The organism is Conexibacter woesei DSM 14684 (assembly GCF_000025265.1).
GTDB classification, from domain to species: Bacteria; Actinomycetota; Thermoleophilia; order Solirubrobacterales; family Solirubrobacteraceae; genus Conexibacter; species Conexibacter woesei.
In genome coordinates, this window is record NC_013739.1 from 4,818,214 (window position 1) to 4,841,207 (window position 22,994).

At 73.2% G+C, this 22,994-nt stretch carries 24 protein-coding genes; 7 read left to right on the forward strand and 17 right to left on the reverse strand.

Annotation, left to right across the window (positions count from 1 at the left end; translation table 11 throughout):
• The first annotated feature begins 5 nt into the window (after positions 1-5).
• From CWOE_RS22695 to CWOE_RS22715, 5 genes are read left to right on the forward strand one after another with little or no spacing between them, the layout of a single operon-like run.
• Entirely contained in the window at positions 6-320 is a 315-nt protein-coding gene (locus CWOE_RS22695; protein ID WP_012935983.1) for a DUF3467 domain-containing protein, read from the forward strand.
• Positions 321-333: 13 nt separating this feature from the next.
• A complete protein-coding gene (locus CWOE_RS22700; RefSeq protein ID WP_012935984.1) occupies positions 334-1,008 on the forward strand; it encodes a Dph6-related ATP pyrophosphatase in 675 nt (224 codons plus the stop codon).
• Between the two features lie 49 nt (positions 1,009-1,057).
• Positions 1,058-1,789, forward strand: a complete 732-nt coding sequence (locus CWOE_RS22705; RefSeq protein ID WP_041730853.1) for a metallophosphoesterase family protein — start codon at positions 1,058-1,060, stop codon at positions 1,787-1,789.
• Positions 1,790-1,801: 12 nt separating this feature from the next.
• Positions 1,802-2,422: a hypothetical protein gene (locus CWOE_RS22710; RefSeq protein ID WP_012935986.1), complete on the forward strand. Its 621-nt coding sequence runs from the start codon at positions 1,802-1,804 to the stop codon at positions 2,420-2,422.
• On the forward strand, positions 2,419-3,738 hold the full coding sequence (locus CWOE_RS22715) for a protein kinase domain-containing protein (RefSeq protein ID WP_012935987.1): 1,320 nt from the start codon (positions 2,419-2,421) through the stop codon (positions 3,736-3,738). The genes CWOE_RS22710 and CWOE_RS22715 overlap by 4 nt, the downstream gene beginning before the upstream one ends.
• A 33-nt stretch (positions 3,739-3,771) precedes the next feature.
• Here CWOE_RS22715 and tgt read toward each other — a convergent pair whose 3' ends face one another.
• From tgt to CWOE_RS22755, 8 genes are all read right to left on the reverse strand, one after another.
• Positions 3,772-4,998, reverse strand: coding sequence for a tRNA guanosine(34) transglycosylase Tgt (gene tgt, locus CWOE_RS22720; RefSeq protein WP_012935988.1), 1,227 nt, complete (start codon positions 4,996-4,998; stop codon positions 3,772-3,774).
• 417 nt (positions 4,999-5,415) lie between these two features.
• Positions 5,416-5,913: a MarR family winged helix-turn-helix transcriptional regulator gene (locus CWOE_RS22725; RefSeq protein WP_012935989.1), complete on the reverse strand. Its 498-nt coding sequence runs from the start codon at positions 5,911-5,913 to the stop codon at positions 5,416-5,418.
• A gap of 65 nt (positions 5,914-5,978) precedes the next feature.
• Entirely contained in the window at positions 5,979-7,658 is a 1,680-nt protein-coding gene (locus CWOE_RS22730; protein ID WP_012935990.1) for a DEAD/DEAH box helicase, read from the reverse strand.
• The gene (gpmI, locus tag CWOE_RS22735) at positions 7,655-9,202 is read right to left on the reverse strand and encodes a 2,3-bisphosphoglycerate-independent phosphoglycerate mutase (protein WP_012935991.1); all 1,548 of its coding nucleotides are present in this window, start codon (positions 9,200-9,202) and stop codon (positions 7,655-7,657) included. The genes CWOE_RS22730 and gpmI overlap by 4 nt, the downstream gene beginning before the upstream one ends.
• On the reverse strand, positions 9,199-9,963 hold the full coding sequence (gene tpiA, locus CWOE_RS22740; protein ID WP_012935992.1) for a triose-phosphate isomerase: 765 nt from the start codon (positions 9,961-9,963) through the stop codon (positions 9,199-9,201). Before tpiA ends, gpmI begins: the two co-directional genes overlap by 4 nt.
• Positions 9,960-11,126, reverse strand: coding sequence for a phosphoglycerate kinase (locus CWOE_RS22745; protein ID WP_012935993.1), 1,167 nt, complete (start codon positions 11,124-11,126; stop codon positions 9,960-9,962). Before CWOE_RS22745 ends, tpiA begins: the two co-directional genes overlap by 4 nt.
• Complete coding sequence (gap, locus tag CWOE_RS22750; protein ID WP_012935994.1) at positions 11,123-12,124, reverse strand: type I glyceraldehyde-3-phosphate dehydrogenase; 1,002 nt, start codon at positions 12,122-12,124, stop codon at positions 11,123-11,125. Before gap ends, CWOE_RS22745 begins: the two co-directional genes overlap by 4 nt.
• Positions 12,125-12,246: 122 nt before the next feature.
• Positions 12,247-13,836: an aminotransferase-like domain-containing protein gene (locus CWOE_RS22755; protein ID WP_012935995.1), complete on the reverse strand. Its 1,590-nt coding sequence runs from the start codon at positions 13,834-13,836 to the stop codon at positions 12,247-12,249.
• Positions 13,837-13,903: 67 nt separating this feature from the next.
• Here CWOE_RS22755 and CWOE_RS22760 point away from each other — a divergent pair, with 67 nt between their 5' ends.
• Positions 13,904-14,566 (forward strand): pyridoxamine 5'-phosphate oxidase family protein, encoded by a 663-nt coding sequence (locus CWOE_RS22760; protein ID WP_012935996.1) that lies wholly within the window; start codon positions 13,904-13,906, stop codon positions 14,564-14,566.
• A 28-nt stretch (positions 14,567-14,594) separates the two neighbouring features.
• Here the strand turns inward: CWOE_RS22760 and pdxH are convergent, their stop codons facing one another.
• From pdxH to uvrC, 4 genes are all read right to left on the reverse strand, one after another.
• Positions 14,595-15,203 carry a pyridoxamine 5'-phosphate oxidase gene (pdxH, locus tag CWOE_RS22765; RefSeq protein ID WP_012935997.1) on the reverse strand — a complete coding sequence of 203 codons (609 nt, stop codon included), beginning with the start codon at positions 15,201-15,203 and terminating at the stop codon, positions 14,595-14,597.
• 162 nt (positions 15,204-15,365) lie between these two features.
• Positions 15,366-15,737: a VOC family protein gene (locus CWOE_RS22770; RefSeq protein ID WP_012935998.1), complete on the reverse strand. Its 372-nt coding sequence runs from the start codon at positions 15,735-15,737 to the stop codon at positions 15,366-15,368.
• 35 nt (positions 15,738-15,772) lie between these two features.
• Positions 15,773-16,741, reverse strand: a complete 969-nt coding sequence (rapZ, locus tag CWOE_RS22775) for an RNase adapter RapZ (RefSeq protein ID WP_012935999.1) — start codon at positions 16,739-16,741, stop codon at positions 15,773-15,775.
• A gap of 85 nt (positions 16,742-16,826) precedes the next feature.
• The gene (gene uvrC, locus CWOE_RS22780) at positions 16,827-18,770 is read right to left on the reverse strand and encodes an excinuclease ABC subunit UvrC (RefSeq protein WP_012936000.1); all 1,944 of its coding nucleotides are present in this window, start codon (positions 18,768-18,770) and stop codon (positions 16,827-16,829) included.
• A 113-nt stretch (positions 18,771-18,883) separates the two neighbouring features.
• Between uvrC and CWOE_RS33610 the strand changes: the two genes are divergently transcribed.
• A complete protein-coding gene (locus CWOE_RS33610; RefSeq protein WP_160165556.1) occupies positions 18,884-19,024 on the forward strand; it encodes a hypothetical protein in 141 nt (46 codons plus the stop codon).
• A gap of 155 nt (positions 19,025-19,179) precedes the next feature.
• On the opposite strand, the gene CWOE_RS33615 is transcribed toward CWOE_RS33610, so the two are convergent.
• The 5 genes from CWOE_RS33615 to CWOE_RS22805 all read right to left on the reverse strand — a co-directional run bounded on the left by CWOE_RS33615 (position 19,180) and on the right by CWOE_RS22805 (position 22,949).
• Positions 19,180-20,526, reverse strand: a complete 1,347-nt coding sequence (locus CWOE_RS33615; protein WP_012936001.1) for a lytic transglycosylase domain-containing protein — start codon at positions 20,524-20,526, stop codon at positions 19,180-19,182.
• Positions 20,523-21,230 carry a hypothetical protein gene (locus CWOE_RS22790; protein ID WP_012936002.1) on the reverse strand — a complete coding sequence of 236 codons (708 nt, stop codon included), beginning with the start codon at positions 21,228-21,230 and terminating at the stop codon, positions 20,523-20,525. Before CWOE_RS22790 ends, CWOE_RS33615 begins: the two co-directional genes overlap by 4 nt.
• Positions 21,227-21,595, reverse strand: a complete 369-nt coding sequence (locus tag CWOE_RS22795; protein ID WP_012936003.1) for a TadE family protein — start codon at positions 21,593-21,595, stop codon at positions 21,227-21,229. The genes CWOE_RS22790 and CWOE_RS22795 overlap by 4 nt, the downstream gene beginning before the upstream one ends.
• Positions 21,592-21,933: a hypothetical protein gene (locus CWOE_RS22800; protein ID WP_012936004.1), complete on the reverse strand. Its 342-nt coding sequence runs from the start codon at positions 21,931-21,933 to the stop codon at positions 21,592-21,594. The genes CWOE_RS22795 and CWOE_RS22800 overlap by 4 nt, the downstream gene beginning before the upstream one ends.
• Positions 21,934-22,034: 101 nt before the next feature.
• The gene (locus CWOE_RS22805) at positions 22,035-22,949 is read right to left on the reverse strand and encodes a hypothetical protein (protein ID WP_012936005.1); all 915 of its coding nucleotides are present in this window, start codon (positions 22,947-22,949) and stop codon (positions 22,035-22,037) included.
• Positions 22,950-22,994: the final 45 nt, after the last annotated feature.

Sequence of the window (22,994 nt, forward strand, 5' to 3'; positions counted from 1 at the left end):
GCCCCATGGACGACGACCGAGAGCGCCACATCAACATCCACTTCTCGCCGGACATCATGGCGGGGGTGTATTCCAACTTCGCGAACGTGAGCCACTCGGAGTACGAGTTCACCATCACCTTCGCGCGCGTCGACCATGAAGTCGACGACGACGAGATCCCCGGGGTCGTCGTCTCTCGCGTCAACCTCTCCCCGCGCTTCATGCGCGAGCTGATCGACGCGATGGAGGACAACTACTCGAAGTACCAGACGAGCGAGGGCATCAAGAACCTGCCCGAGTTCGGCGGCCCCGAGGACCCGCGCGGCGACGACCAGCAGTAGCGCCGCGCTCGGCATGCGTCTCGCGCTCGCCTGGAGCGGCGGGAAGGACTCGGCGCTCGCGCTCTGGACCCTGCGCCAGCAGGGCATCGAGCCGGATGCGCTGCTGACGACCGTCACCGAGGGCGTCGAGCGGATCTCGATCCACGGAGTCCGGCGCGAGCTGCTGCTGCGCCAAGCCGCGGCGACCGGCCTGCCGCTCGTCGAGGTGCGGCTCCCGCTCCCCTGTCCCAACGACGTCTACGAGCAGCGGATGACGGACGCGCTCGGCGCGCCGCCGCTCGACGCCGTCGATTCCGTCGCGTTCGGCGACCTCTTCCTCGCCGACGTGCGCGAGTACCGCGAGCAGCGGCTCGCGGCCGCGACGCCGCCGCGCCAGGCTGTCTTCCCGTTGTGGGGCCGCGACACCGCCGCGCTGGCGCGGGAGTTCGTCGCCGCGGGCTTCGCCGCGACGATCGCGACGGTCGACCCGCGCGTGCTCGACCGCTCCTTCGCCGGGCGCGCGTACGACGCGGCGCTGCTCGCCGACCTGCCGGCGGCGGTCGATCCCTGCGGCGAGCGCGGCGAGTTCCACACGTTCGTCCACGCCGGACCGGTCTTCGACGCGCCGATCCCCGTCACGACGGGGATCACGGTCGAGCGCGACGGCTTCGTCTACGCCGACCTGCTGCCCGCCGTCACCGTGCGCTGAGGCGGTCGACCGCGCCGGACGCGGCGCGACTCAGGAAGACTGTCGTGTGATGCGCGTCGCCGTCGTCTCCGACATCCACGGCAACCGGCACGCCCTCGAAGCGGTGCTCGACGCCGTCGAGGCCGTGACCGCCGACGAGCTCTGGTGCCTCGGCGACATCGTCGGCTACGGCGCCGACCCGGACGCCTGCGTCGCGCTGATCCGCCGCTACGCGACCGTCTCGCTGGTCGGCAACCACGACCTCGCGGTCCGCGGCGACCTGCCGCTCGACGAGTTCTCGCGCGGGGCTGAGCTGGCGGCGCGCTGGACGCGCGAGCAGATCTCGCAGGAGAGCCTCGACTACCTCGCCCAGCTGGAGCCGCAGAAGCTCGACGAGGCGGTCGGCCTGTACCACGCCAGCCCCCGCGATCCCGTCTGGGAGTACGTCCTCTCGCCGCTCCAGGCGGAGCTGTGCATCGACGTGCTGCGCCATCGTGTCGCGTGCGTCGGCCACTCGCACATCGCGCTCTCGTTCACCCGCGGCGCCGGGGCGCCGGCGACCGGCGAGACGCGCGCCGCGGACACGTTCCTCGACCTCTCCACGGGCGAGTGGCTGCTGAACCCGGGCAGCGTCGGCCAGCCGCGCGACGGCGATCCGCGCGCCGCCTGGCTGCTGCTCGACACCGACTGCTGGACGGCCGCGTACCACCGCACCGACTACGACGTCGCGGGAGCGGCCGCGGCGATCCGCCAAGCCCGCCTGCCGGACTCCCTCGCGGAGCGTCTGCCGCACGGCCAGTAGGATGGTGGGTCGATGCGCTTTGCCGTCAGCAGGTTCTCCAAGGCCATCGTGATCGGCGTGCTGGGCTGCGCCGCCGCCGTGCTCGTCGCCTGCGGAGACCGCAACGGACTCCTTCCGGGCGACCAGGCGAGCAGCCTCAGCAGCGCCCTCGATGGCGTCGCAGCCGCGTGTTCGCGCGGTCAGGTCGACGCTGCCCTGGACGCGGCAGGCCAGTTCCAGCAGCGGGTCGACGGACTGTCGGCGAGAACGGTCGACAGACAGCTGATCAGAAACCTCAGACAGGGCGCGAGCACGCTCGAACAGCTCGTCTCCGACACGTGCACGGAGGTGCAGGAGACCATCCCGACCGAGACGATCCCCAAGCCGTCCCCGGAGACGACGCCGACGCCGTCGACCACCCCGACGACGCCGACGACGCCCCAGACGACGCCGCCCGACACCGGCGGCGGCACGACCACCCCGCCCGACACGACCGGTGGCGGCACGACGACCCCGCCCGACACCGGCGGCGACGGCGGGACCACGCCGGACACCGGCGGCGGCGCCACCGACGACCAACAGGTGCAGCCGGACGTCAACGAGGGCAACCCCGGCGGCGCGCTCGCGCCCGGACAGGGAGGCAGCACGCCATGAGCAGCGCGATCGCGGGCCGATACGAGCTGGAGCGCCGCCTCGGCATCGGCGGCATGTCGACCGTCCAGCTGGCGTTCGACCGCCGCCTGGAGCGGCATGTCGCGGTGAAGCTGCTGGCGGAGCACCTCGCCGACGACCCGGCGTTCGTCTCGCGCTTCCGCCGTGAGGCGCTCGCCGCCGCGCGGCTCGTGCACCCCAACGTCGTGCAGGTGTTCGACTTCGGCTTCGACGAGTCCCAGCACCAGCACTTCATCGTGATGGAGTACGTCACCGGCCAGTCGTGCGCGGAGCTGCTGCGCGAGCGCGGCCACCTCGACGTCGAGGAGGCCGTCGAGATCCTCGCGCAGGCGTGCCGCGGCCTCGACTACGCCCACCGCAACGGCGTCGTCCACCGTGACGTCAAGCCGGGCAACCTGCTGCGCGACGACGACGACGTCGTCAAGCTGGCCGACTTCGGGATCGCGAAGGCGACCGAGCAGTCGAGCATCACGCAGGTCGGCTCCGTGCTCGGCACGGCCGCGTACCTGGCGCCCGAGCAGGCGCGCGGCGAGGAAGCCGGTCCGCGCGCGGACCTCTACTCGCTCGGCGTCGTCGCGTACCAGCTGCTGTCCGGCCGTCTGCCGTACGAGGCGACGTCGCTGTCGGAGCTGGCGCTCAAGCAGCAACGCGAAGCGCCGCTGCGACTGGAGGACCTCAACCCGTCCGTTCCGCCGACGCTCTCGCGCGCGGTCGCCACCGCGCTCGCGCTCGAGCCGGAGGGCCGCTACGCCGACGCCGCGCAGTTCGAGCGTGCGCTGCGCGACGGCGCGCGCGGCGTCGACCCCGTCGCGGCGACCGATCCGACCGCGCATCTGCCCGCCGGCACCGCCGCGACGCGCGTGCTGCGCGGCGGCGCGGCCGCCGCGGCCGGAGCCGCCGCCGGCGCGGCCGCCGCCGGCGCCGGACGTGACGCGACCGCTGCCACGCGCGCGCAGCAGCAGGCGCAGCGACGCGCGCCCGCGTCGCGCGCGGTGCCCCCGCCGCCGCAGGTCGCCGCACGCCGCCCGGCGTCCGCCGCCTCTGCACCCGCCCCGCGCCCAGGCTCGCGCCGCGGCGCCGCCTCCTCCACCGTTGCGGCACCGCGCAAGAAGGGCCGCGCCGCGCGCCGCTTCGTCGCGCTGCTGGCGGTCTTCCTGCTGATCGGCGCGGGGACCGCGATCGCGATCATCGCGACAGGCAACCGCGACCAGGCCGTGCAGACGAAGAGAGTCGTCTCCGACACCGCCAGAGACGCCTGGCAGCAGCTCAGAGACCTGATCGACGACAACACCAAGTAGCCCGCCGGGCCGCGGGCGCCGAGCCGGCTCGGCTCAGGCCGCGGCGCTTGCGAGCGCGCCGGGTGCGGCGCCGGCGCGCACCGCCGCGGCGACCTCGGCGAGCGTGCCGGTCGCGACCGCGGCGCGCAGGTCGGCCATCAGCCGCGCGATGAACGACAGGTTGTGCAGCGTGACGAGCCGCAGCGCCGTCAGCTCGTGCGCGCCGAAGAGGTAGTGCAGGTAGGCGCGCGTGAAGCCCTCCGAGCAGGCCGGGCACGGGCAGTCGTCCATGATCGGCTCGTTGACATGCTTCATGCGGCCCTTTGTCAGGTCGATCCGCCAGCGTCTGGCGGGGTCGGGCACGAGCGCCATGCCGTGGCGGCCGATCCGCGTCGGCATCGCGCAGTCGAACGTGTCGATGCCCAGCTCGACGCCGCGCACGAGGTCGTCGATCTCGCCGATGCCGAGCAGGTGGCGCGGCTTCTCTGGCGCGACCTTCTCCAGCTCGTCCGTCGCCCAGCTGACGACCTCGTACATCTGCGGCTTGTCGGCGCCGAGCGAGCCGCCGATCGCGACGCCGGGCGCCGTCGTCTGCGCGACGTGGCGGGTCGCCGCGCGGCGCAGGTCCTCGTAGACGCCACCCTGGCTGATCGAGTAGAGCACCTGGCCGGGCGTCGGATGCTGCTCGTGCCAGGCGATGCAGCGGTCGAGCCAACGGTGCGTGCGCTCGGTCGAGCGCTCGGTGTACTCGCGCGTGACGTGGAACGGCGTGCACTCGTCGAACGCGAGCGCGATGTCGGAGCCGAGCGCGGCCTGCACCTCCATCGAGGTCTCGGGCGCCATGAAGCGCTCGCCGCCGTCGATGTAGGAGCGGAAGCGGACGCCCTCCTCCTCGATTCCGAGGATCGCGCCGGAGCGCTCGGTGGGGTTGCCAGGGGCTCTGCGCCCCTTGATCTCGTCGGCGACGGTGCCGTGTCCCATCGAGAAGACCTGGAAGCCGCCCGAGTCGGTGATGATCGGCGCCTGCCAGCGCATGAACTCGTGCAGACCGCCCAGCTCCCTGACCAGCTCCTCGCCGGGCGCGAGGAAGAGGTGGAAGGTGTTGCCGAGCACCATGTCGTAGCCGAGCGCGGCGACCTCGCGCGGCTCGAGGCCCTTGATCGTCCCCTTCGTCGCGAGCGGGACGAACGCGGGGGTGCGCACCTGTCCGTGCGCGAGGTTGAGCACGCCGGTGCGTGCGAGCGAGCCGGGGTCGCGGTGCTGGACGTCGAGCAGAGCCATCGGCGCTTGACCCTAGCGACCCCGGAAACGAAACGGACCCGCGGGCAGGGAGCGCGCGGGTCCGTCTCTGGTAGGTAGGCCTCTCCTTGAACAGGGAACGAGCGCACCGGCACGGGGGTGAAAGCCCGGCGTCTCGCCCGCCGACCGGCCTTGGTCGACGGCTTTTCGTGCTGCGCGACCTCGTTGGGATCTCCGGTGTCACAACAGAACGAAATCCAGCGTAACACAAGAACCGACCAAGGCAAAAGCGTTTTCGCAAACATTTGCGAACATGGGCGCACAGACACGCTGTCAAATCGTTCACATAACCACCGCTCCTGCGCGCAACGCCGACGCGCCACCGGGCTCGGCGGCAGTCGGTCGCGTACGAGGTGTCGCGGCTGCGATCCGCGGCGGCGGCGGGCGAGCGCGCGGGCGCTAGCGCGCGGAGGGCAAGCGCTGCGCGGCGAGCACGCGCGCCCAGTACTGCGAGAGCAGTTCCAGCTCGTCATCGCTGAAGTGCTCGAGGAAGCGGCGGCGGATGCCCTCGTGGTGCGTCGGCCTGGCGGCGGCGAGCAGCTCCACCCCCTCCTCGGTGATGACCGCGAAGGAGCCGCGCGCGTCGTTCGGGCACGGGGTCCGCTCCAGCAGGCCGTCGCGCTCCAGCCGGTCGACGAGCCGGCTCATGCCGCTGCGGCTCAGCAGCACTGAGTCGGCGAGGTCGCACATCCGCATCCGCCGATCGGGCGCGTCCGCAAGCTGCATCAGCACCTCGTAGGAGGTCAGCGGCAGCCTGTGCGCCGTCTCCAACTCGGCGTCGAGCGCCTTCAGCAGCGACGCGTGGACGCGCAGCAGTCCCTTCCAGGCGCCCAGTTCTGTCGAACAGAGGCCAGGTGAGGCCTCGTCCTCGGCTGGTGTCAGGTCGGTCGCACTCATGTGATCGAACGGTGAAGCCCTGCTGGCCGCGAAGATAGCAGCGACCGGCGATGCAGAGAGTCAGATCAGCGGCCTCTGTCGACCTCGCGCCGCAGCCGCTCGTTCGCCCGCTCCAGCTGATCGAGCGTCGACTTGCCGACCGAGACCGCGCCGACGGCGCGGTTGATCCGCGCGTTGATCTCGCGGTGCTGCTCCCCTCTGCGGCGCGCGAGCGTAGCGACGAGCTTGCTGCGCTCCTCGCGCAGCTTCTCGCGGCGCTGGTAGGACGAGGTCGGATCGTCGGCCGCGCTCGGCAGCACGTCGACCGGCTCGGCCCGCCTCGTTTCCGCGATCCCGCCGCCGAACGCCATGAACGCCGCCGACGGTCTCGCCGCCGCGGCCGGCTCCGGCTCGCCGAACAGCATCATGTTCTCGCCGATCTGGATGTGCTCGTCCGGCCGCGCGTCGGAGTAGAGCGCCTCGTAGACGCCGGGCTCGCTTCTGCGCCGCTCCGGCGGCTCGTCCAGCTCGCCGTCCTCGACCGCGGGCTTCAGCTCGATCGCGTGGTTGCGCTCTTCCTCGATCCGCGAGGCGAGCGTCTTGAGCAGTATGTCCGATGGCAGGAACAGGAAGCTCATCTGGTGGCGCGGTCTCGGCGACCGGCGGATGAAGCGGCCGACGACCTGGCGGAAGAACAGCTCGGTGCGCGCCGAGGTCGCGTACACGCCGACGCGCAGGCGCGGGATGTCGACGCCCTCGGAGACCATCAGCACGGACACGATCCAGCGCTGCGTGCTGGCGGCGAAGCGCGCGATTCTCTGCGACGCGTCGACCTCGTCGGAGGTGACGATCATCGGCGTCTCGCCCGATATCCGCTCCAGCTGCGCGGCCAGCTGGAACGCGTGCTGCTTGTCCATCGCGATCACGAGCCCGCCCGCGTCCGGGTGCTCGCCTCCGCGGATCTCCCCCAGCTTCGCGTCGGCGTCGATCAGCACGCGACGGATCCAGTCGCCGTCGCCGTCGAGCGCCGTCCGCAGCCGGCGCGCGTCCTCGTTGCGCGGCAGCACGACCGAGAAGTCGGCGCGACGGCGGCGGCCGTCGCTCGTCCACTCCATGTCGCCGTCGTACGGCTGGAACGTGATCGGCCGGCAGACGCCGTCGACCAGCGCCTGCGTGTACGAGTACGAGTACGACGCGGCGGAGACGCCGTCGGCGTCGTACTCGACCCACGGGATCGGCGAGTTGTCCGAGCGGAACGGGGTGCCGGACAGCAGCAGCCGCTTCTGCGCCTTCGCGAACGCGTCCATCGCCGTCGCGCCCCAGGCGGCGTGCTCGCCCATGTGGTGCGGCTCGTCGGCGATCAGGAGCGTGCGGCGGGCGTTGCACGCCGTCCGGTGCGGTCTCGCGCCGGCCGCGACCGCCTGGTAGGTGACGACGACGCCATCGCGGTCGGACGGCTCGGGACCCTCCGCATTCGGGCGGTTGGGCTCCAGGTCCATCCCGTAGCGGGCGGCGTCGGCCGCCCACTGGCGGCAGATGTGGGCGGTCGGCGCAAGGATCGCGACGCGCTGCACGGCGCCGCTGGAGAGCATGTCGTAGGCGACCCGCAGGCCGAACGTCGTCTTGCCCGCGGCCGGCGTCGCGGAGGCGAGGAAGGCGTCGCCCTCGTGCTCGGCCAGCACCTCGATCGCCTTCGTCTGCCACGCGCGCAGGGGCCGGGTCTCCGGCCAGGGCGGGAGCGCGGCCTTGCGTCTCGCCCCGTTCACGCCTGCAGAAGCGACGTGCCCGTCATCTGCTCGGGCTGGTCGATGCCGAGCAGTTGCAACAGGGTCGGCGTCACGTCGGCCAGGATCCCGCCGTCGCGCAGCCGCACGCCCGGCGCGGTCACGATCACCGGGACCGGGTTGAGCGAGTGCGCGGTGTTCGGGCTGCCGTCCGGCTCCAGCATGTGGTCGGCGTTGCCGTGGTCGGCGGTGATCAGCAGCACGCCGCCGCTCTCGTGGACCGCGCGCACGACCTCGCCGAGGCACGCGTCGGCCGTCTCGACGGCCTTCACGGCCGCCGGGATCACGCCGGTGTGGCCGACCATGTCGGGGTTGGCGAAGTTGATGATCCCGAAGCGCGGCTCGTCCTCGTTCCACGCCTGCACGAACAGCCGCGCGGCCTCGTACGCGCTCATCTCCGGCTTGTGGTCGTACGTCGGCACGTCGCGCGGGGAGGGCGCCAGCTCGCGCCGCTCGCCGTCGTACGGGTGCTCCTCGCCGCCGTTGAAGAAGTACGTCACGTGCGGGTACTTCTCCGTCTCGGCGACGTGCAGCTGCTTGGCGCCGGCCGCTGCCAGGACGCTCGCGAGCGTGACGTCGGGACGCGCCGGCGGGAACGCGACCGGGTAGGACCAGTCCTCGTTGTACTCGGTCATGCAGACATAGCGTGCGACCGGTGCCGCGCCTCTGCGGTCGACCTCGGCGAACGCCGGGTCGGCGAGCGCGAGCGTGATCTCGCGCATCCGGTCGGGGCGGAAGTTGATCGCGACGACGCTGTCGCCGGGGCGGATCGTCGCCTCGGCGCCGACCGTCGTCGGCTGGACGAACTCGTCCGTCTCGCCGCGCGCGTAGGCGGCCTCGACAGCGGCGGGGCCGCTGTCGGCATGGAACGCGGCGACGCCGTGCACGAGCAGGTCGTACGCGAGCTGGACGCGGTCCCAGCGCTTGTCGCGATCCATCGCGAAGTAGCGGCCGACGACCGAGCCGATGCGGCCGACGCCGGCCTCCGCCAGCCAGCCCTCGACGGTGCTGAGATAGCCCGCGCCGGCCGTCGGCAGCGTGTCGCGGCCGTCGGTGAAGGCGTGCACGACGAGGTCGCCGGCTCCCAGCTCGGCAGCGAGGCCGATCAGCGCCTTCAGGTGTCTCATCGACGAGTGCACGCCACCCTCGGAGACGAGCCCGATCAGGTGGACGCGGCCGCCCGGCGCGACGCCCTCGAACGCCGCGCGAAGCACGTCGTTCTGCGCCATCGTGCCGTTCTCGACCGCCTCGTCGATGCGCGTCAGGTCCTGCTTGACGACGGCGCCGGCGCCGAGGTTGAGGTGGCCGACCTCGGAGTTGCCCATCTGGCCCTCGGGCAGGCCGACGGCCTTGCCCTTCGCCGTCAGCTGCGTCGTCGCGTAGGCGTTCCACAGCTCGTCGAAGACGGGCGTGTGCGCGAGCGAGATCGCGTTGCCCGGCCCGTCCGGCGCCAGGCCCCACCCGTCGAGCACGACGAGCGCGGCGCGCGGCGCCGGAAGCTGCTCAGCTCCGCGCGGCAGCGTCATGCCGACGCCGCTCCCACGATCGTCGAGAACGGCTCGGCCTCGAGGCTGGCGCCGCCGACGAGCCCGCCGTCGACGTCCGGCAGCGCGAGCAGCTCCGCCGCGTTGTCGGCCTTCATCGAGCCGCCGTAGAGCACACGCACGCGCTGCGCCGCGTCCTCGGAGCGCTGGCCGACGAGCGCCCGCACGAAGGCGCACGCCTCCTGCGCCTGCTCGGGCGTCGCGGTCAGGCCGGTGCCGATCGCCCAGATCGGCTCGTACGCGATCACGACGTCGGCGAGCCTGTCCTCGGGGACCTTCGCGAGATCCTCCTGGATCTGGTGGCGGAGCTTGCGCTCGGTGTCGCCGCGCTCGCGCTCCTCCTCGGTCTCGCCGACGCAGAGGATCGGCTCCAGGCCCGCCTCCAGCGCCTTCGGCACCTTCAGCGCCAGCGCCTTGTCGGTCTCGCCGAAGTACTCGCGCCGCTCTGAGTGACCGAGGATCACGCCGTGGACGTCCAGCTCGCTCAGCATCGGCGCCGAGACCTCGCCGGTGAACGCGCCCTGGTCGGCGTAGTGCATGTTCTGCGCGTAGACGCGCACGATCGAGCCGCGCGCGGAGTCGACCATCGCCTGCAGCGACGTGAACGGCGGGCAGATGCCGACGTCGACCGAGTCGAACGTCGCGACGCGCGGCAGCAACGCCTGGATGAACGCCTCCGCCTCTTCGACCGTCTTGTGCATCTTCCAGTTGCCCGCGATCAGCGGGGTCCGAGCAGCAGTCAAGAGAGCGCCTCCACTCCGGGCAGCGTCTTGCCTTCGAGCAGCTCCAGCGACGCTCCACCGCCCGTTGAGAGGTGCGTCACGCGATCGGCCAGCCCGAACTGCTGAATCGCCGCCGCGGAGTCTCCCCCGCCGACGACGGTGGTGCCCGGCGCGTTCGCGACGGCCTCGGCCACCGCGCGCGTGCCGGCCGCGAACGGCTCCAGCTCGAACGCGCCCATCGGCCCGTTCCAGAAGACCGTTCCGGCCTGCGCGATCTCGGCCGCGTAGCGCTCGGCCGTGCGGGGACCGACGTCGAGCCCCATCCAGCCGTCGGGCACGTCGACGCCGTCGAGCTGCTTGCGCTCGGCCTCGGCGGCGAAGCGGTCGCCGAGCACGAGGTCGTTCGGCAGCTCCAGCCGGCAGCCGCCCTGCGCCGCCTTCTCCAGCGCCAGCTTCGCCGGTGCGATCCCTTCCTCCTCGCAGAGCGAGGAGCCGACGTCGTGACCCTGGGCCTTGAAGAACGGGAAGCACATCGCGCCGCCGATCAGGATCGCGTCGGCGACCTCGAGGAAGCGGTCGATGACGGCGATCTTGTCGGTCACCTTCGCGCCGCCGACGACGGCGACGAGTGGCTTCGCCGGGTCCTCGATGATCGCGGTCAGCGTCTTGACCTCGCGCTCCAACAGCCGCCCGGCTGCGTGCGGCAGGCGTCTCGCGACGCCCTCGGTCGACGCGTGCGCGCGGTGCGCCGCGCCGAACGCGTCGTTGACGTACGCGTCGGCGAGCGCGGCGAGCTGGTCCGCGAGATCGGCGTCGTTCTTCGTCTCGCCCGGCTCGTAGCGGACGTTCTCCAGCAGCAGCACGTCGCCCGGCTGAAGCTCGTTCGCCATCGCGATCGCCTGGTCCCCGACGACGCCGGGAGCCAGCCTCACATCCGTTCCGAGCAGCTCGCCCAGGCGCCCCGCCACGGGCCGGAGCGACAGCTCCGGCTCGCGGTTCTTCGGGCGGCCGAGGTGGGAGACGAGGACGAGCGCCGCATTGTTGCGGCGCAGCTCCTCCAGCGTCGGCAGCGCGGCGCGGATGCGCGTGTCGTCGGCGACCTCGCCGTCCTTCAACGGGACGTTGAAGTCGACGCGGACGAGGACGCGCTTGCCGTCGACGTCCAGCTCGTCGAGCGTTCTCACAGCACCCGCTGGACGACGTCGACGACGCGGCTCGAGTAGCCCCACTCGTTGTCGTACCAGGCGACGACCTTGACCATCGTGCCCTCGAGGACCGCGGTCAGCGACGCGTCGACGATCGACGAGTGCGGGTTCTTGACGATGTCGCTGGAGACGATCGGGTCCGTCGTGTACGCGAGGATCCCCTTCAGCGGGCCACTCTCCGACGCCGCCTTCAGCGCGCCGTTGACCTCCTCGACGGTCGTCGCGCGCTTGGCGACGACGGTCAGGTCGACGACCGAGCCGGTCGGGACGGGGGCGCGCACCGCGAAGCCGTTGAGCTTGCCGTTCAGCTCCGGGATCACGAGGCCGATCGCCTTCGCGGCGCCGGTCGAGGCCGGGATCAGGTTGATCGCGGCGGCGCGCGCGCGGCGCAGGTCGCTGTGCGGCATGTCCTGGAGACGCTGATCGGCCGTGTAGGCGTGGATCGTCGTCATCAGGCCGTGGTCGATGCCGATCGTGTCGTTGAGCACCTTCGCGACGGGCGCGAGGCAGTTGGTCGTGCACGACGCGTTCGAGATGACCGTGTGGTTGGCCTTGTCGTACGTGTCGAAGTTGACGCCGAGCACGACGGTCGCGTCCGGGCCGGTCGCCGGCGCGGAGATGATGACCTTCTTGGCGCCGCCGGCGAGGTGCTTGGCGGCGTCCTCTCTCTTCGTGAAGAAGCCGGTCGACTCGATCACGACGTCGACGCCGAGGTCGCCCCACGGCAGCGCGGCCGGGTCGCGCTCGACGAGCACCTTCAGCAGCTTGCCGTCGACCTCGATGCCGCCGTCGACCGCCTCGACGGTGCCCGGGTACGGGCCGAGGATCGAGTCGTACTTGAGCAGGTGCGCAAGCGTCTTGACGTCCGTGAGGTCGTTGACCGCGACGAACTCGATGTCGGCGCCCTGCTCCTGGGCGGCCCGGAAGACGTTGCGGCCGATCCGGCCGAAGCCGTTGATCCCAACCCGAAGCGGCATGCGTGCGAGTCCTTCCGTTGGCTACAGAATGGCAAGAGGAACGCCGGTCGATAGCTGCCCGGCGGGGTCGCGAAGGGTATCGTGCTTCGCACTGCGAGTTCCTCGTCGGCGTCCGTACTCCGCTACGCCCGGCGAACTCGCGGTCTGCTCCTCGGACTCGCCGCCCTCACCGCGTCGGCGAGCGCGGCGACCGCGCGATCGACCGCCGGCACGGTCAGGTTGGCGTAGCCGACGACCAGCGCGGGGCGGCCGTGGCCGAGCCCGTCGAGCGCGACGCCGCGGGCGTGGGCGACGGCGAGGACCGCCTCCTCCTCAGCGCCGGCGGGCAGCCTCAGGACCGCGTGCAGGCCGGCCGCGACGCCCTCGACCTCCACCTCGGGAAGCTCGCGTTCCAGCGCCGCGAGGAGCGCGTCGCGCTGGCGGCGGTAGCGGCGGCGCTGACGGCGCAGGTGGCGGTCCAGCTCGCCGCGTTCGATCAGGTCGGCGAGCGCGAGCTGGTCGATCGGCGCCGGCACGCCGCCGAGGCGGCGCTGCCCGTCGAGCACCGGCTCGACGAGCGGGCGTGGCAGCACGAGCCAGCCGAGCCGCACGGCCGGTGCGAGCGTCTTGCTGGCGGTGCCGCCGTAGACGACGACATCGGGCGCGAGGCCCTGGAGCGAGCCGACCGGCTTGCGGTCGTAGCGGAACTCGGCGTCGTAGTCGTCCTCGACGATCACCGCGCCGGTCCGCTGCGCCCACTCGACGAGCAGGGTGCGACGGCGGGAGGAGAGCACGGCGCCCGTCGGGAACTGGTGCGCGGGCGAGATGCCGACGGCGTCGACGCCGAGGTCGGCGATCGCGTCGACGTCCGCGCCGGAGGCGTCGACGTCGAGCGCGACGCTCTCGATGCCCGCCGCCTCCGAGGTCTGCCGCCACCCGCGCCAGCCCGGCACCTCGACCGCGACGCGCCGCACGCCCTGCCGCGCGAGCGTCGCCCACAGCAGGTCCAGCCCCTGCCGCAGCCCGCTCGTGACGACGATCTGGTCGGGTGCTGCACGCACGCCCCGGACCCGTCCGAGATAGGCCGCGAGCGTCGCGCGGAGCTCGATCGCGCCGGCAGGGTCGGGGTAGCCGAGCCGCTCGTCCGGGATCGTCCGCAGCACACGGCCGACGGCTGCGAGCCACGCCGCACGGGGGAAGCCGTCGAGGGCGGGCAGGGCGGGCCGGAGATCATGCTTCACCTGTTGCGCCGCGGCCCTTCTGGCGCCGAGCACGGCCCCCCACGCGTCGGTGCCGCCGAGCGCGTCACCGGCCGCGCCCGCTCCGCCGCTGCCCGCACCGCCGCCGTCCGCTCCCGCGCCCGCTCTGCCGCCGCCCGCCCACGCTCCGCCGCCCACACCACCCGCTCTGCCGCCGCCCGCCCACGCTCCGCCGCTCGCGCCCGCGCCGCCCGTGCCGGCACCACCCGCACCCGCACCCGCACCCGCGCCCGCCCCGCCCACCGTCGTCCCTCCCCCGCGGCGCGTCACGAGGTAGCCCTCGGCGGCGAGCTGCGCGTACGCCTCCACGACGACGCCGCGCGAGACGCCGAGCTGCGCGGCGAGCGCGCGGGTCGACGGCAGGCGCGTGCCCACGGCGAGGCGGCCGGAGCGGACCGCTTCGCGCAGCGCGTGCTCGGCGCGGCGGCGCAGCGTCGTGCCTGGAGCGGCGTCGAGGTCGAGCAGCAGATCCACTTGGCCTCAGATTCTCGCGCATGATTGGCCCTTTTCCAAGGAGCCAAGTTCTCGTAGGTTGGCAGCCATGTCCACCGCCGCCCCCACTCCCCGCTCGCGCGTGACGCGCGTTCCCAAGCGCGGCGTCTACGACCGCGCCACGATCGACGCGATCCTCGACGAGGCGCTGATCGCGCACGTCGGCTTCGCGGTCGAGCAGCAGCCGTATGTGATCCCGATGCTGCTGGCGCGTGTCGGCGACCGCGTCTACGTCCATGGCTCGACCGCCAGCCGGATGGTCCGCAAGCTCGCCGCCGGCGTGCCCGCGTGCCTGACGGTGACGCTCGCCGACGGGCTCGTGCTCGCGCGCTCGGCATTCCACCACTCGATGAACTACCGCTCGGTCGTGCTGCTCGGCGACGCCGTCCTGGTCGAGGGCGCCGACGAGCGGGCGGCGGCGCTGGAGGCGTTCACCGAGAAGCTGCTGCCAGGTCGCTGGGACGAGATCCGCGGACCGAACGAGCAGGAGCTGAAGGCGACCCGCGTGCTCGCGATGGAGGTCAGCGAAGCGTCGGCGAAGGTCCGCACGGGCGGCCCCGTCGACGACGAGGAGGACTACGCACTCGACACGTGGGCGGGCGTGATCCCGCTCGCGCTGCGCGCCGGCGCGCCCGAGCCCGATGCGCGCCTCGCGCCGGGGATCGAGCCGTCGCAGGCCGTGCTCGACTGGGCGGCCGCGCGCGGCTGGTGAGCGGCGGCCACGCCGCCGCGCCGGCGCGCTACGGCTGCAGCCGCGCGCGCTGCCAGCTGCCGTCGGCGGCGCGCGTGTAGGCGAAGCGGTCGTGGAGCCGGTTGGTGCGTCCCTGCCAGAACTCGATCTCGCGTGGGATGACGCGGAAGCCGCCCCAGTGCGGCGGGCGCGGGACGGCGACGCCGGCGTAGCGCTCCTCCAGCTCGGCCCAGTGCGCCTCCAGGTCGGCGCGGTCGGCGAGCGGCTGGCTCTGCTGCGACGCCCACGCGCCGATCTGGCTGCCGCGCGGCCGCGTCGCGAAGTAGGCGTCGGACTCGGCCGCGTCGAGCCGCTCGACGTCGCCGACGACGCGCACCTGCCGTTCGAGCTGGATCCACAGGAACGCCAGCGCCGCCTGCGGGTTGGCGGCCAGCTCGCCGGCCTTGCGGCTCTCGTAGTTGGTGAAGAACTCGAAGCCGCGCGCGTCGACGCCCTTCAGCAGCACGACGCGAGCGGAGACGCGGCCGTCGGTGCCGCCGGTCGCGAGCGTCATCGCGTTGAGCTGCGGCAGCTCGGCGGCGACCGCGTCGGCGAACCAGCGCTCGAACAGCGCGATCGGGTCATCGAGCAGGTCGGATTCGGTCAGCGAGGCGTCCATCGCGCGGCATCCTGCCAGAGCAGCCGCCCCGCCGTCACGCGCCCCGCCGCCACACGCGCGCCCGGCCGCCACGCGCCCCGCCGCACGCGCGTCCGCCCCGCCGCACGCGCGTCCGCCCCGCCGCCGCGCGCCCGGCCGCCGCCGCGCGCCCGGCCCGCGCCCCTACCCGCCCCCGCTGCGCGCGACCAGCTCGACGCGCAGCCCGTCGGGATCGCGCAGGTAGCCGGCGTAGCAGCCGTGGCCGTACTGCGGCCGCGGGCCGGGCGCGCCGAGGTCGGCGCCGCCGTGTGCGACGCCAGCCGCGTGCGCCGCGTCCACCGCGACGCGGCCGCGCGCCCGCAGCGCGACGTGGCCGTAGCCGGGCGCGGGCGGCAGCCCGCGCGTGACGACCCACAGCTGCGGGTCGTCGACGTCCCACGCCAGCGCGTGCTCGCTCTCGAACATGCGCCGCGCGCCGAGCGCGAAGAAGACGGCGTCGTAGAAGTGCGCCGCGCGAGCGAGGTCGGCGACCTCGAAGCCGATGTGGTCGAACACGCGGCGCGTTCTATCAGCCGCGCGCCGCGAACTCGCTATCTCGTCGGCCGCTCGACGTCGCGGTGGGTCAGCTCGACGAGGTAGTCGCCGTCCTCGCTGTACCGTTTCGCCAGCTGCTCGGCGATCGCGACGGACCGATGGCGGCCGCCGGTGCAGCCGATCGCGATCGAGAGATGCGACTTGCCCTCCGCGACGTACTGCGGCAGCAGGTAGTCGAGCATCGGGTAGAGGCGCTCGTAGAAGGCGTCGAGCGCGCCGTCGCGGTTGACGTAGGCAGCGACGTCGGGGTCGCGCCCGGTCAGCTGCCGCAGCTCCGGCTCGTAGTGCGGATTCGGCAGGAAGCGCACGTCGAACAGCAGGTCCGCGTCACGCGCCGGCCCGTGCTTGAAGCCGAAGCTCTGGACCGTCACGGCGAGCCGGCCGGGGGTGCGCGTCGGCAGCAGCGCGTCGGCGAGCTTGCGGCGCAGCATCGCGGCGTTCAGCCCGGTCGTCTCGATCACGACGTCGGCGCGCTCCCTGACAGGGGCGAGCAGCGCGCGCTCACGCGCGATCCCGTCCGTGACGCTGCCGCCGGGCGCGAGCGGATGGCGGCGGCGGGTCTCCTGGTAGCGCGTCAGCAGCGTCTGCTCATCCGCTTCGAGGAACAGAAGCCTGTATGCGACCCCGGCGCGCTCCAGCTCTCCGAGGACCGCCACGAGCCCGGCGAAGTAGCTCCCGCCGCGCGCGTCGGAGACGACGGCGGCGCGCTCGACCTTCGAGCCTTCGTGCATGAAGAGGTCGGCGAGCGACCTGATCATCTCCGGCGGCAGGTTGTCGACGCAGAAGTAGCCCTCGTCCTCGAAGGCGGCCATCGCCGTCGACTTCCCCGCGCCGGAGAAGCCGGTGATGACCACGAGGTCGTTCAAGACGGGGCTGCGGACGCCCGCCTGCTCCTCGGTGATCTCCAGCCGACGACCACTGCGGCGCAGACGGTCCCCGAGCCTCGTCGGCCGGGAGACGCTCATACCGCCATGATGACGGGTCGGCCGGTCGGGCGTGTGAAGGACCCGTTGGAGCGCGTGGCGCCTGAGCGTTCCTTGCACCGGTGCATCAGTGCCCCGTCTTGTTGATCTGGACGTAGAGGTCGCGCGCGACCTTCCCCGGCAGACCGGGGACGGCCTCCAGTTCCTCTCGGGTCGCGGCGAGGAACGCCTCGGGCGAGCCGAAGTGCTTGAGCAGCGCCCGCTTGCGCGCCGGGCCGACGCCCGGGAGCGAGTCCAGCACGGAGGTCGTCATCGCTCTGTCGCGGCGGATGCGGTGATGGCCGATCGCGAAGCGGTGCGCCTCGTCGCGGATCCGCTGGAGCAGCTGCAGCTCGGGCGTGTCGTGCGGGAGCACGATCGGCGCCTCGCGCCCGGGGACGAAGACCTCCTCGATCCGCTTCGCGAGCGAGACGATCGTGACGCCGCGGCGGCGGAAGCCGTCCAGCACGCGCATGCCTGCGGACAGCTGCCCCTTGCCGCCGTCGATCACGACGACGTTCGGAAGCGAGGCGAAGCTGGCGTCGTAGCCGTCGTCGAACGGCGAGCGGTCGTGCTGGCGCTCGTACTGCGCGAGGCGGCGACTCAGCACCTCCTCCATCGAGGCGAAGTCGTCGGGGACGCCCTCGACTCCTTCGCGCAGCGTGAAGCGGCGGTAGTCGGCCTTCTTCGGCGCGCCGGCCTCGAAGACGACCATCGAGGCGACGGTGTGGGTGCCGCCGACGTGCGAGATGTCGAAGCATTCGAGCCGCAGCGGGATCGCGTCGAGCCCGAGCGCCGCCTGGAGCCCTTCGAGTGCGTCGACGCGCTGCTGACGTCTGCGCTCGGAGCGCAGTCTCTCCTGGTCGAGCGCCAGCCTGGCGTTGCGCTCGGCCAGTTCCAGTATCCGCCGCTTGTCGCCGCGCTCGGCGGCGCGCAGCTCGACCGGACCGCCGCGGCGCTCGGCGAGCGCGGCGGCGATCGTCTGGGCCGCCTCGCCGACCTCGCGCTGCACGACGAGCAGCGGCGGGATCATCAGCGAGCTGCCGTAGTACTGGAGCAGGAACGCCTCGGCGACGGCGGGCAGGTCGTCGCCCGCCTGGTTGTCGAGGTAGAAGCCCTGGCGGTCGGAGAGGACGCCGTCGCGGATCTGGAAGACCTGCGCGTTGGCGTCGTTGCCCTCGACGGCGATCGCGATCGCGTCGAGCGTGCCGCCCGAGGCGTTCGTGACGCGCTGGCGCTCGAGCAGCGAGCGGATCGAGCGGAGGCGGTTGCGCTCGCGTGCGGCGTCCTCGAACCGCTGCTCGGCGGCGGCGTCCTTCATGTTCGCCTCGATCGCCGCCTCGATCGCACGGTAGCGGCCGGAGAGGAAGTCGATCACGCCGTCGATCGAGGTGCGGTAGTGCTCCTTCGTGACGTAGTCGACGCAGGGCGCCTCGCAGCGCTTGATGTAGTAGTCGAGGCACGGCGAGCCGCTGCGCCGGCCCGGCGTCGGCCCGTCGCAGCTGCGGAACAAGAAGATCTTGCCGAGCAGGTCGAGCGTCTCGCGCACCCGCTTGGCGTTCGAGTACGGCCCGAAGTACGCGCGCTCGCGGCGGTGGCGCTCGCGGGTGAAGTAGACGCGGGGGAAGTCCTCGTCGAGCGAGATGCCGATGTAGGGATAGGACTTGTCGTCGCGCAGGCGGATGTTGAAGCGCGGCTTGTACTGCTTGATGAAGTTCTGCTCGGCGAGCAGCGCCTCCGCCTCCGTCGAGACGACGAGCGACTCGATCCGGTCGATCATCGGCAGCAGGTCGCGGCCCATCTGCGTGCTCGGGTTGGAGAAGTGCGACGCGACCCGCTTCTTGATCGACTTCGCCTTGCCGACGTAGATGACCGTGCTCTTGGCGTTGCGGAACAGGTACACGCCCGGCTGGTCGGGCAGCGCACGCCGCTGCTCGGCGAGCCGCTGATCGCGCTCTCTGGCAGCTTCGACCGCCGACGCACGCGCCTGCGGGTCGTCCCACCCGTTCCCGTTTCCGCTGCCCTCGGCCATCCTCACATCGAGGATAGGTGAGACCTCGACACCCGGCCCGTCGGCCGGGACGATGCCCGCGCGCCGCGTACGGCGCCCGCTGGCACGGCGCGGCTGTGATCAGCAGCCGCGACGTGGAGCGCTCAGCGGACGCCGTCGCGACGGCGGGCGTGACGAGCAGCGCGCCTGCGCCGGCGCTCGTCGCGTACCTCCCGCCACTCCTGACGCTCGGCGCGCCATTCGTCGAGATCCACCAGCGCCAGTTTCACGCTTGAACGTACTCGGGATCTCATGTGTTCCATGCTAGATCTCCTGTCTACCGCAAATAGTGTGTAACGGCCGTCGCTGTCCAGATCACGAAGGCGATCGCGCCGCCACCGAACACCCCGTCGAGCGTGAGCCGCGAGACGTCGTCCGGTGGGCGAGGCGCTCATCTGACGAGCCGGACCTCGAAGCCGCCGCCCAGCCCGGCCGTGTCGCCAGCACCGCGCAGCAGGCCGAGGATGCGCGCGACGTACGCCTGCGTCTCCGGATAGGGCGGGATGCACCCGCAGCCGGACACCGCGCCGGGGCCGGCGTTGTAGGCCGCGAGCGCGAGCGGCACGGTGCCGAATTGGCGCAGCAGGTCGCGCATCATGCGCGCCTGCGCGTCGATCGCGCTGGGCGCGTCGAACGGGTCGGACAACCCGTACGCCTGCGCTGTCCCGGGCATGAACTGCGCGATCCCCTGCGCGCCCGCGGTCGAGACGGCGAAGGGGTTGAATCCGCTCTCCGCGTAGAGCTGCGCCGCCAGCAGCGCCGCCGACACGTTCCAGCGCTGCGATGCCCGCGCGATATCGGGCGCGTACCGCGCCGGCACGAACGACGGCATCGTCGCGCGCCCGTCGCCGCCGAAGCCGACCGAGGTGCTGCCCGCGTTGAGCGTGAACCCGTAGTGCCAGGGTTCCCAGGCCATCCGTCTGACGAAGTGAAAGCGCGGCGCGTTCGCCGCCAGCCAGCCGTACGCGCTCTCCGGGCCGAGGTCCAGCTCGGTGCCGAGCCGGTGGAGCGATCTCCCGGGCGGAGCGACCCATCTGGGGTCAGGATTCGCGGCGAAGAGGCGCGCCTGCTCGGCCGAGCTGCGCCACCCGCTGGCGACGATCAGCGTGATCCCGTCGGCGGCGGCAGCGGCGGCGAGCCGGTCGAACGCCACCGCCACGTCCGGCCGCATCGGCCGGCCCTGCCGGTACGCGAGCGGCCCGGAGTAGTCGCCGGGCCCGGCCGCGAGCGCGTCGGCCGACGCGGTCGGCGCGAGCTCTGCCTCGGCGAGCGCGTCGACCGCCGCGCTGCGCTGCTCGCCGCCGACTTCGACGACCGCGCGGTCGCGGACGGTGACGCGGATGCGCGTCGGTGCGAACGTGCTGCCGTCCGGGAAGCCGACCTCGATCGCCTCGGCACCGTTCGCGCGAGCGGTCGCCAGCGCGCGGGCGCGACCGCGCTCGAGGTACGCCGCGCGGGTGAGGTGCAGCGGATTGGGCCGTCCGCCGAACCACGCTGGGACGAACAGCCGGTGGTAGCTCGCGCGCATCGCCCGCGCGCCGCCGAGGGCGGCCAGGTCCGCAGCCCGCTGGTTGCGGCCTCTGTCCCCGAGCCCGCTCGCGATCCCGCCGATCATCACGGCGGCCAGCAGCACCACCGCGATCGCCGCGACGATCACGAGCAGGGCTTGTCCGTCCTCCCCGCGCCCCTGCGGTGCGCCGGGCGCGGACGGCGTCGTCGCCGGACGGCCGTCGGTCATCGGAGACTGCCCGCCTCGTAGAGCCGGGCGACGGCGTCGACGGCGACCGCGGGGGCACGCAGGCCGGCGGTCGCCGCGCGCGCGGCGATGCGCGCGGGAGCGTCCATCGCGACGACCGGCCGCCGCAGCTCCTCGATGCTCCCCAGCACCAGCTCGGCGAGTGCCGTCGGCGTCTCGGCGTCGCGCACGACGACGATCGCGTCGCACCACCCGAGCACCCGGTCGATCGCGGCCGTGCGCGCGAACGGGACCGCGAGCACAGCAGGCGCGGCGACCGCACCTGCCGCTCGGCCCAGCGCGCGGCTGGCCCCGGCGAGGGTGCCGGCGGCGTCGGAACGTCCGCCGGCGGACCGACCGGCGTCGACGTCGCCCGCCGCGCCCGCCGGCGGCTCGGCCGTGAGCCAGACGACGCGGCCGACCGCTGTGGCATGTTCGCCGCGCTGGCGCAGCCGCACGACGGCGCGACGCGCCCCGGGCGCGAGCGAAGCCGGGGCGGGTGCGCCGGTGCCGACGGCGCAGGCGAGCGAGAACGGCGTGCTGCACGCAGCGGCGAGCGCGAGCGCCACCGACGCCGCGGCGGCCTGCGCTCGTGCCGGCGAGCAGAGGACGGCCACCTGCGGCCGGCCGGTGAGCGGTGTGGTCGCCGCCGGCCGCGCAGGTGCCGCCACGAACAGCCCGCGGGCGTGTGCGAGCGCGCCGCTCATCTCTCCGTCCCCGCGTCTGCGCTCGCGCTCGCCCGGAGGCGATCGCCGAGCCCCGGCAGCAGCGATCGCGGCGTGAGGCGCACGTGCACGCGCGTGCCCCTGACGGTCACCTCGAGACGGTCGCGCGCCCAGCCCGGCAGCGCTCTGCGCGCAGCCGCGGCGGCGTCCCTTCCCTGCGCCAACGCGATGGCGCCGCTGAGCGCGGCGTGGTCGGCCAGCTCGTCCGCAGCGCCGGCCGCCAGCGCCTGCAGGATCCCGAGCGCGACCGCGACGACGATCGGCAGCAGCGCTACGAACTCGACGGCCGCCTGACCCGACGCGTCCCGCCACCGCGGCATGTCGCCGCCGACCGCCCGCACCGTCACTGCTGCGCCTCGAAGCGGGCCCGCGTGGTCACCGATCCGAGCGCGCCGCCGCCGACGACGGCGGGGACGCGGACGACGAGCGCGATCGACCCGTCGCGTTCGCGCCGGACCGCGAGCCCACGCTCGAAGCGTCCCGGGAGGACGCCGCGCGCGGCGCGCAGCGGGTCGGCGCCGAGTGCCTCGGCGCGCGCCGCCGCGCGCGCCGCGCCACCGCCCAGCCACATCGCCGAGCCGGCGAGCGCGGCCTGCCACAGCAGCACGACGACCAGGCCGACGAGCGGGAGGAGGGCGACCAGCTCGACGGACGCCTGGCCGTCGTCGGAGCGGAGGGAGGGCATGCGGCGGACCCTCCCAAGCGCTCCTGCGACGGGGCTACGCGCAGGTGTGCCGAATCAGCGACGAAGTGGCGAGGACGCGGCCGCTCGTGCGCGGAGACGGCTCAGATACGGCCGTACGCGCGCAGGGTGCGGAGCGCTCCGACCGAGATCCAGCCGCGCCACTCCAGCTCCGCCGCGACGCTCGGCGGCTCCCACCCGATCGGCCAGCCGCCGTCGGCCTCCTGCCCGGCGGCGAGCGCGTCGAGGTGCGCGTCGATCACGTCGTCGGCGAACTCGCGCCGCGCAAGCGCGTCCGGCCGCGGTGCCAGCGCCAGCGGTGAGAAGACGTGCCCCGTGGTGGCCGGGTCGAGCGCGACCAGCTCGCGCTCGCGGACGATCTGGCCGAGCCGCGCCGCGGCCGCCTCGACTCTCGCCGCGTCGCCGCCGCGCACGCCGTCGCCACCGCGCACGCCGTCACGCATCCCGTCGAGGAACGCGTACAGCGCGATCGCCTCATAGCCGCCGACCGCGTCGAGCGGTCCGTCGAGCGCGCGCCAGACGAACTCCGTCGCGCCCGCGAGCCATGTATGCGTGACGCCGTTGCGGGTCAGCAGCCCGGCGATCGCGGCGGTCGGGTTGACCGACGCGGGCGGCTCGTCATCGCTCTGCCACCACGGAGCGCGCGGCCAGTCGCGCACCGACGGCAGCACGAACGGCACGCCGCCGTCCGTGGTCGTCACGCCGGCCAGCCAGTCGCACGCGCGCGTCACCAGCGGGTCGTCGAGCGCATCGACCTCGTCGAGCACGTGCAGCGCCAGCTCGAGCGGCTGCGGCTGGCTGAGCGGCGCGCGGATGTCCGGTTCGAGGCCGTTGCCGAAGCCGCCGTCGGCGTTCGCGTACGCGCGCAGCGTCGCGATGACGGGCTCGGCGCCGCCGGCGCCGGTGAAGAACGCGAAGCGGTGGCGGTCGAGCAGGCGCGCGTTGCGCCAGACGAACTCTGCGACTGCGTCGAGGTCGGGTGCGGAAGCCGTGTGCATGCAGCGATCCTTCCCGATCCGGGCCGGCCAGGTCTTGAACGTTTC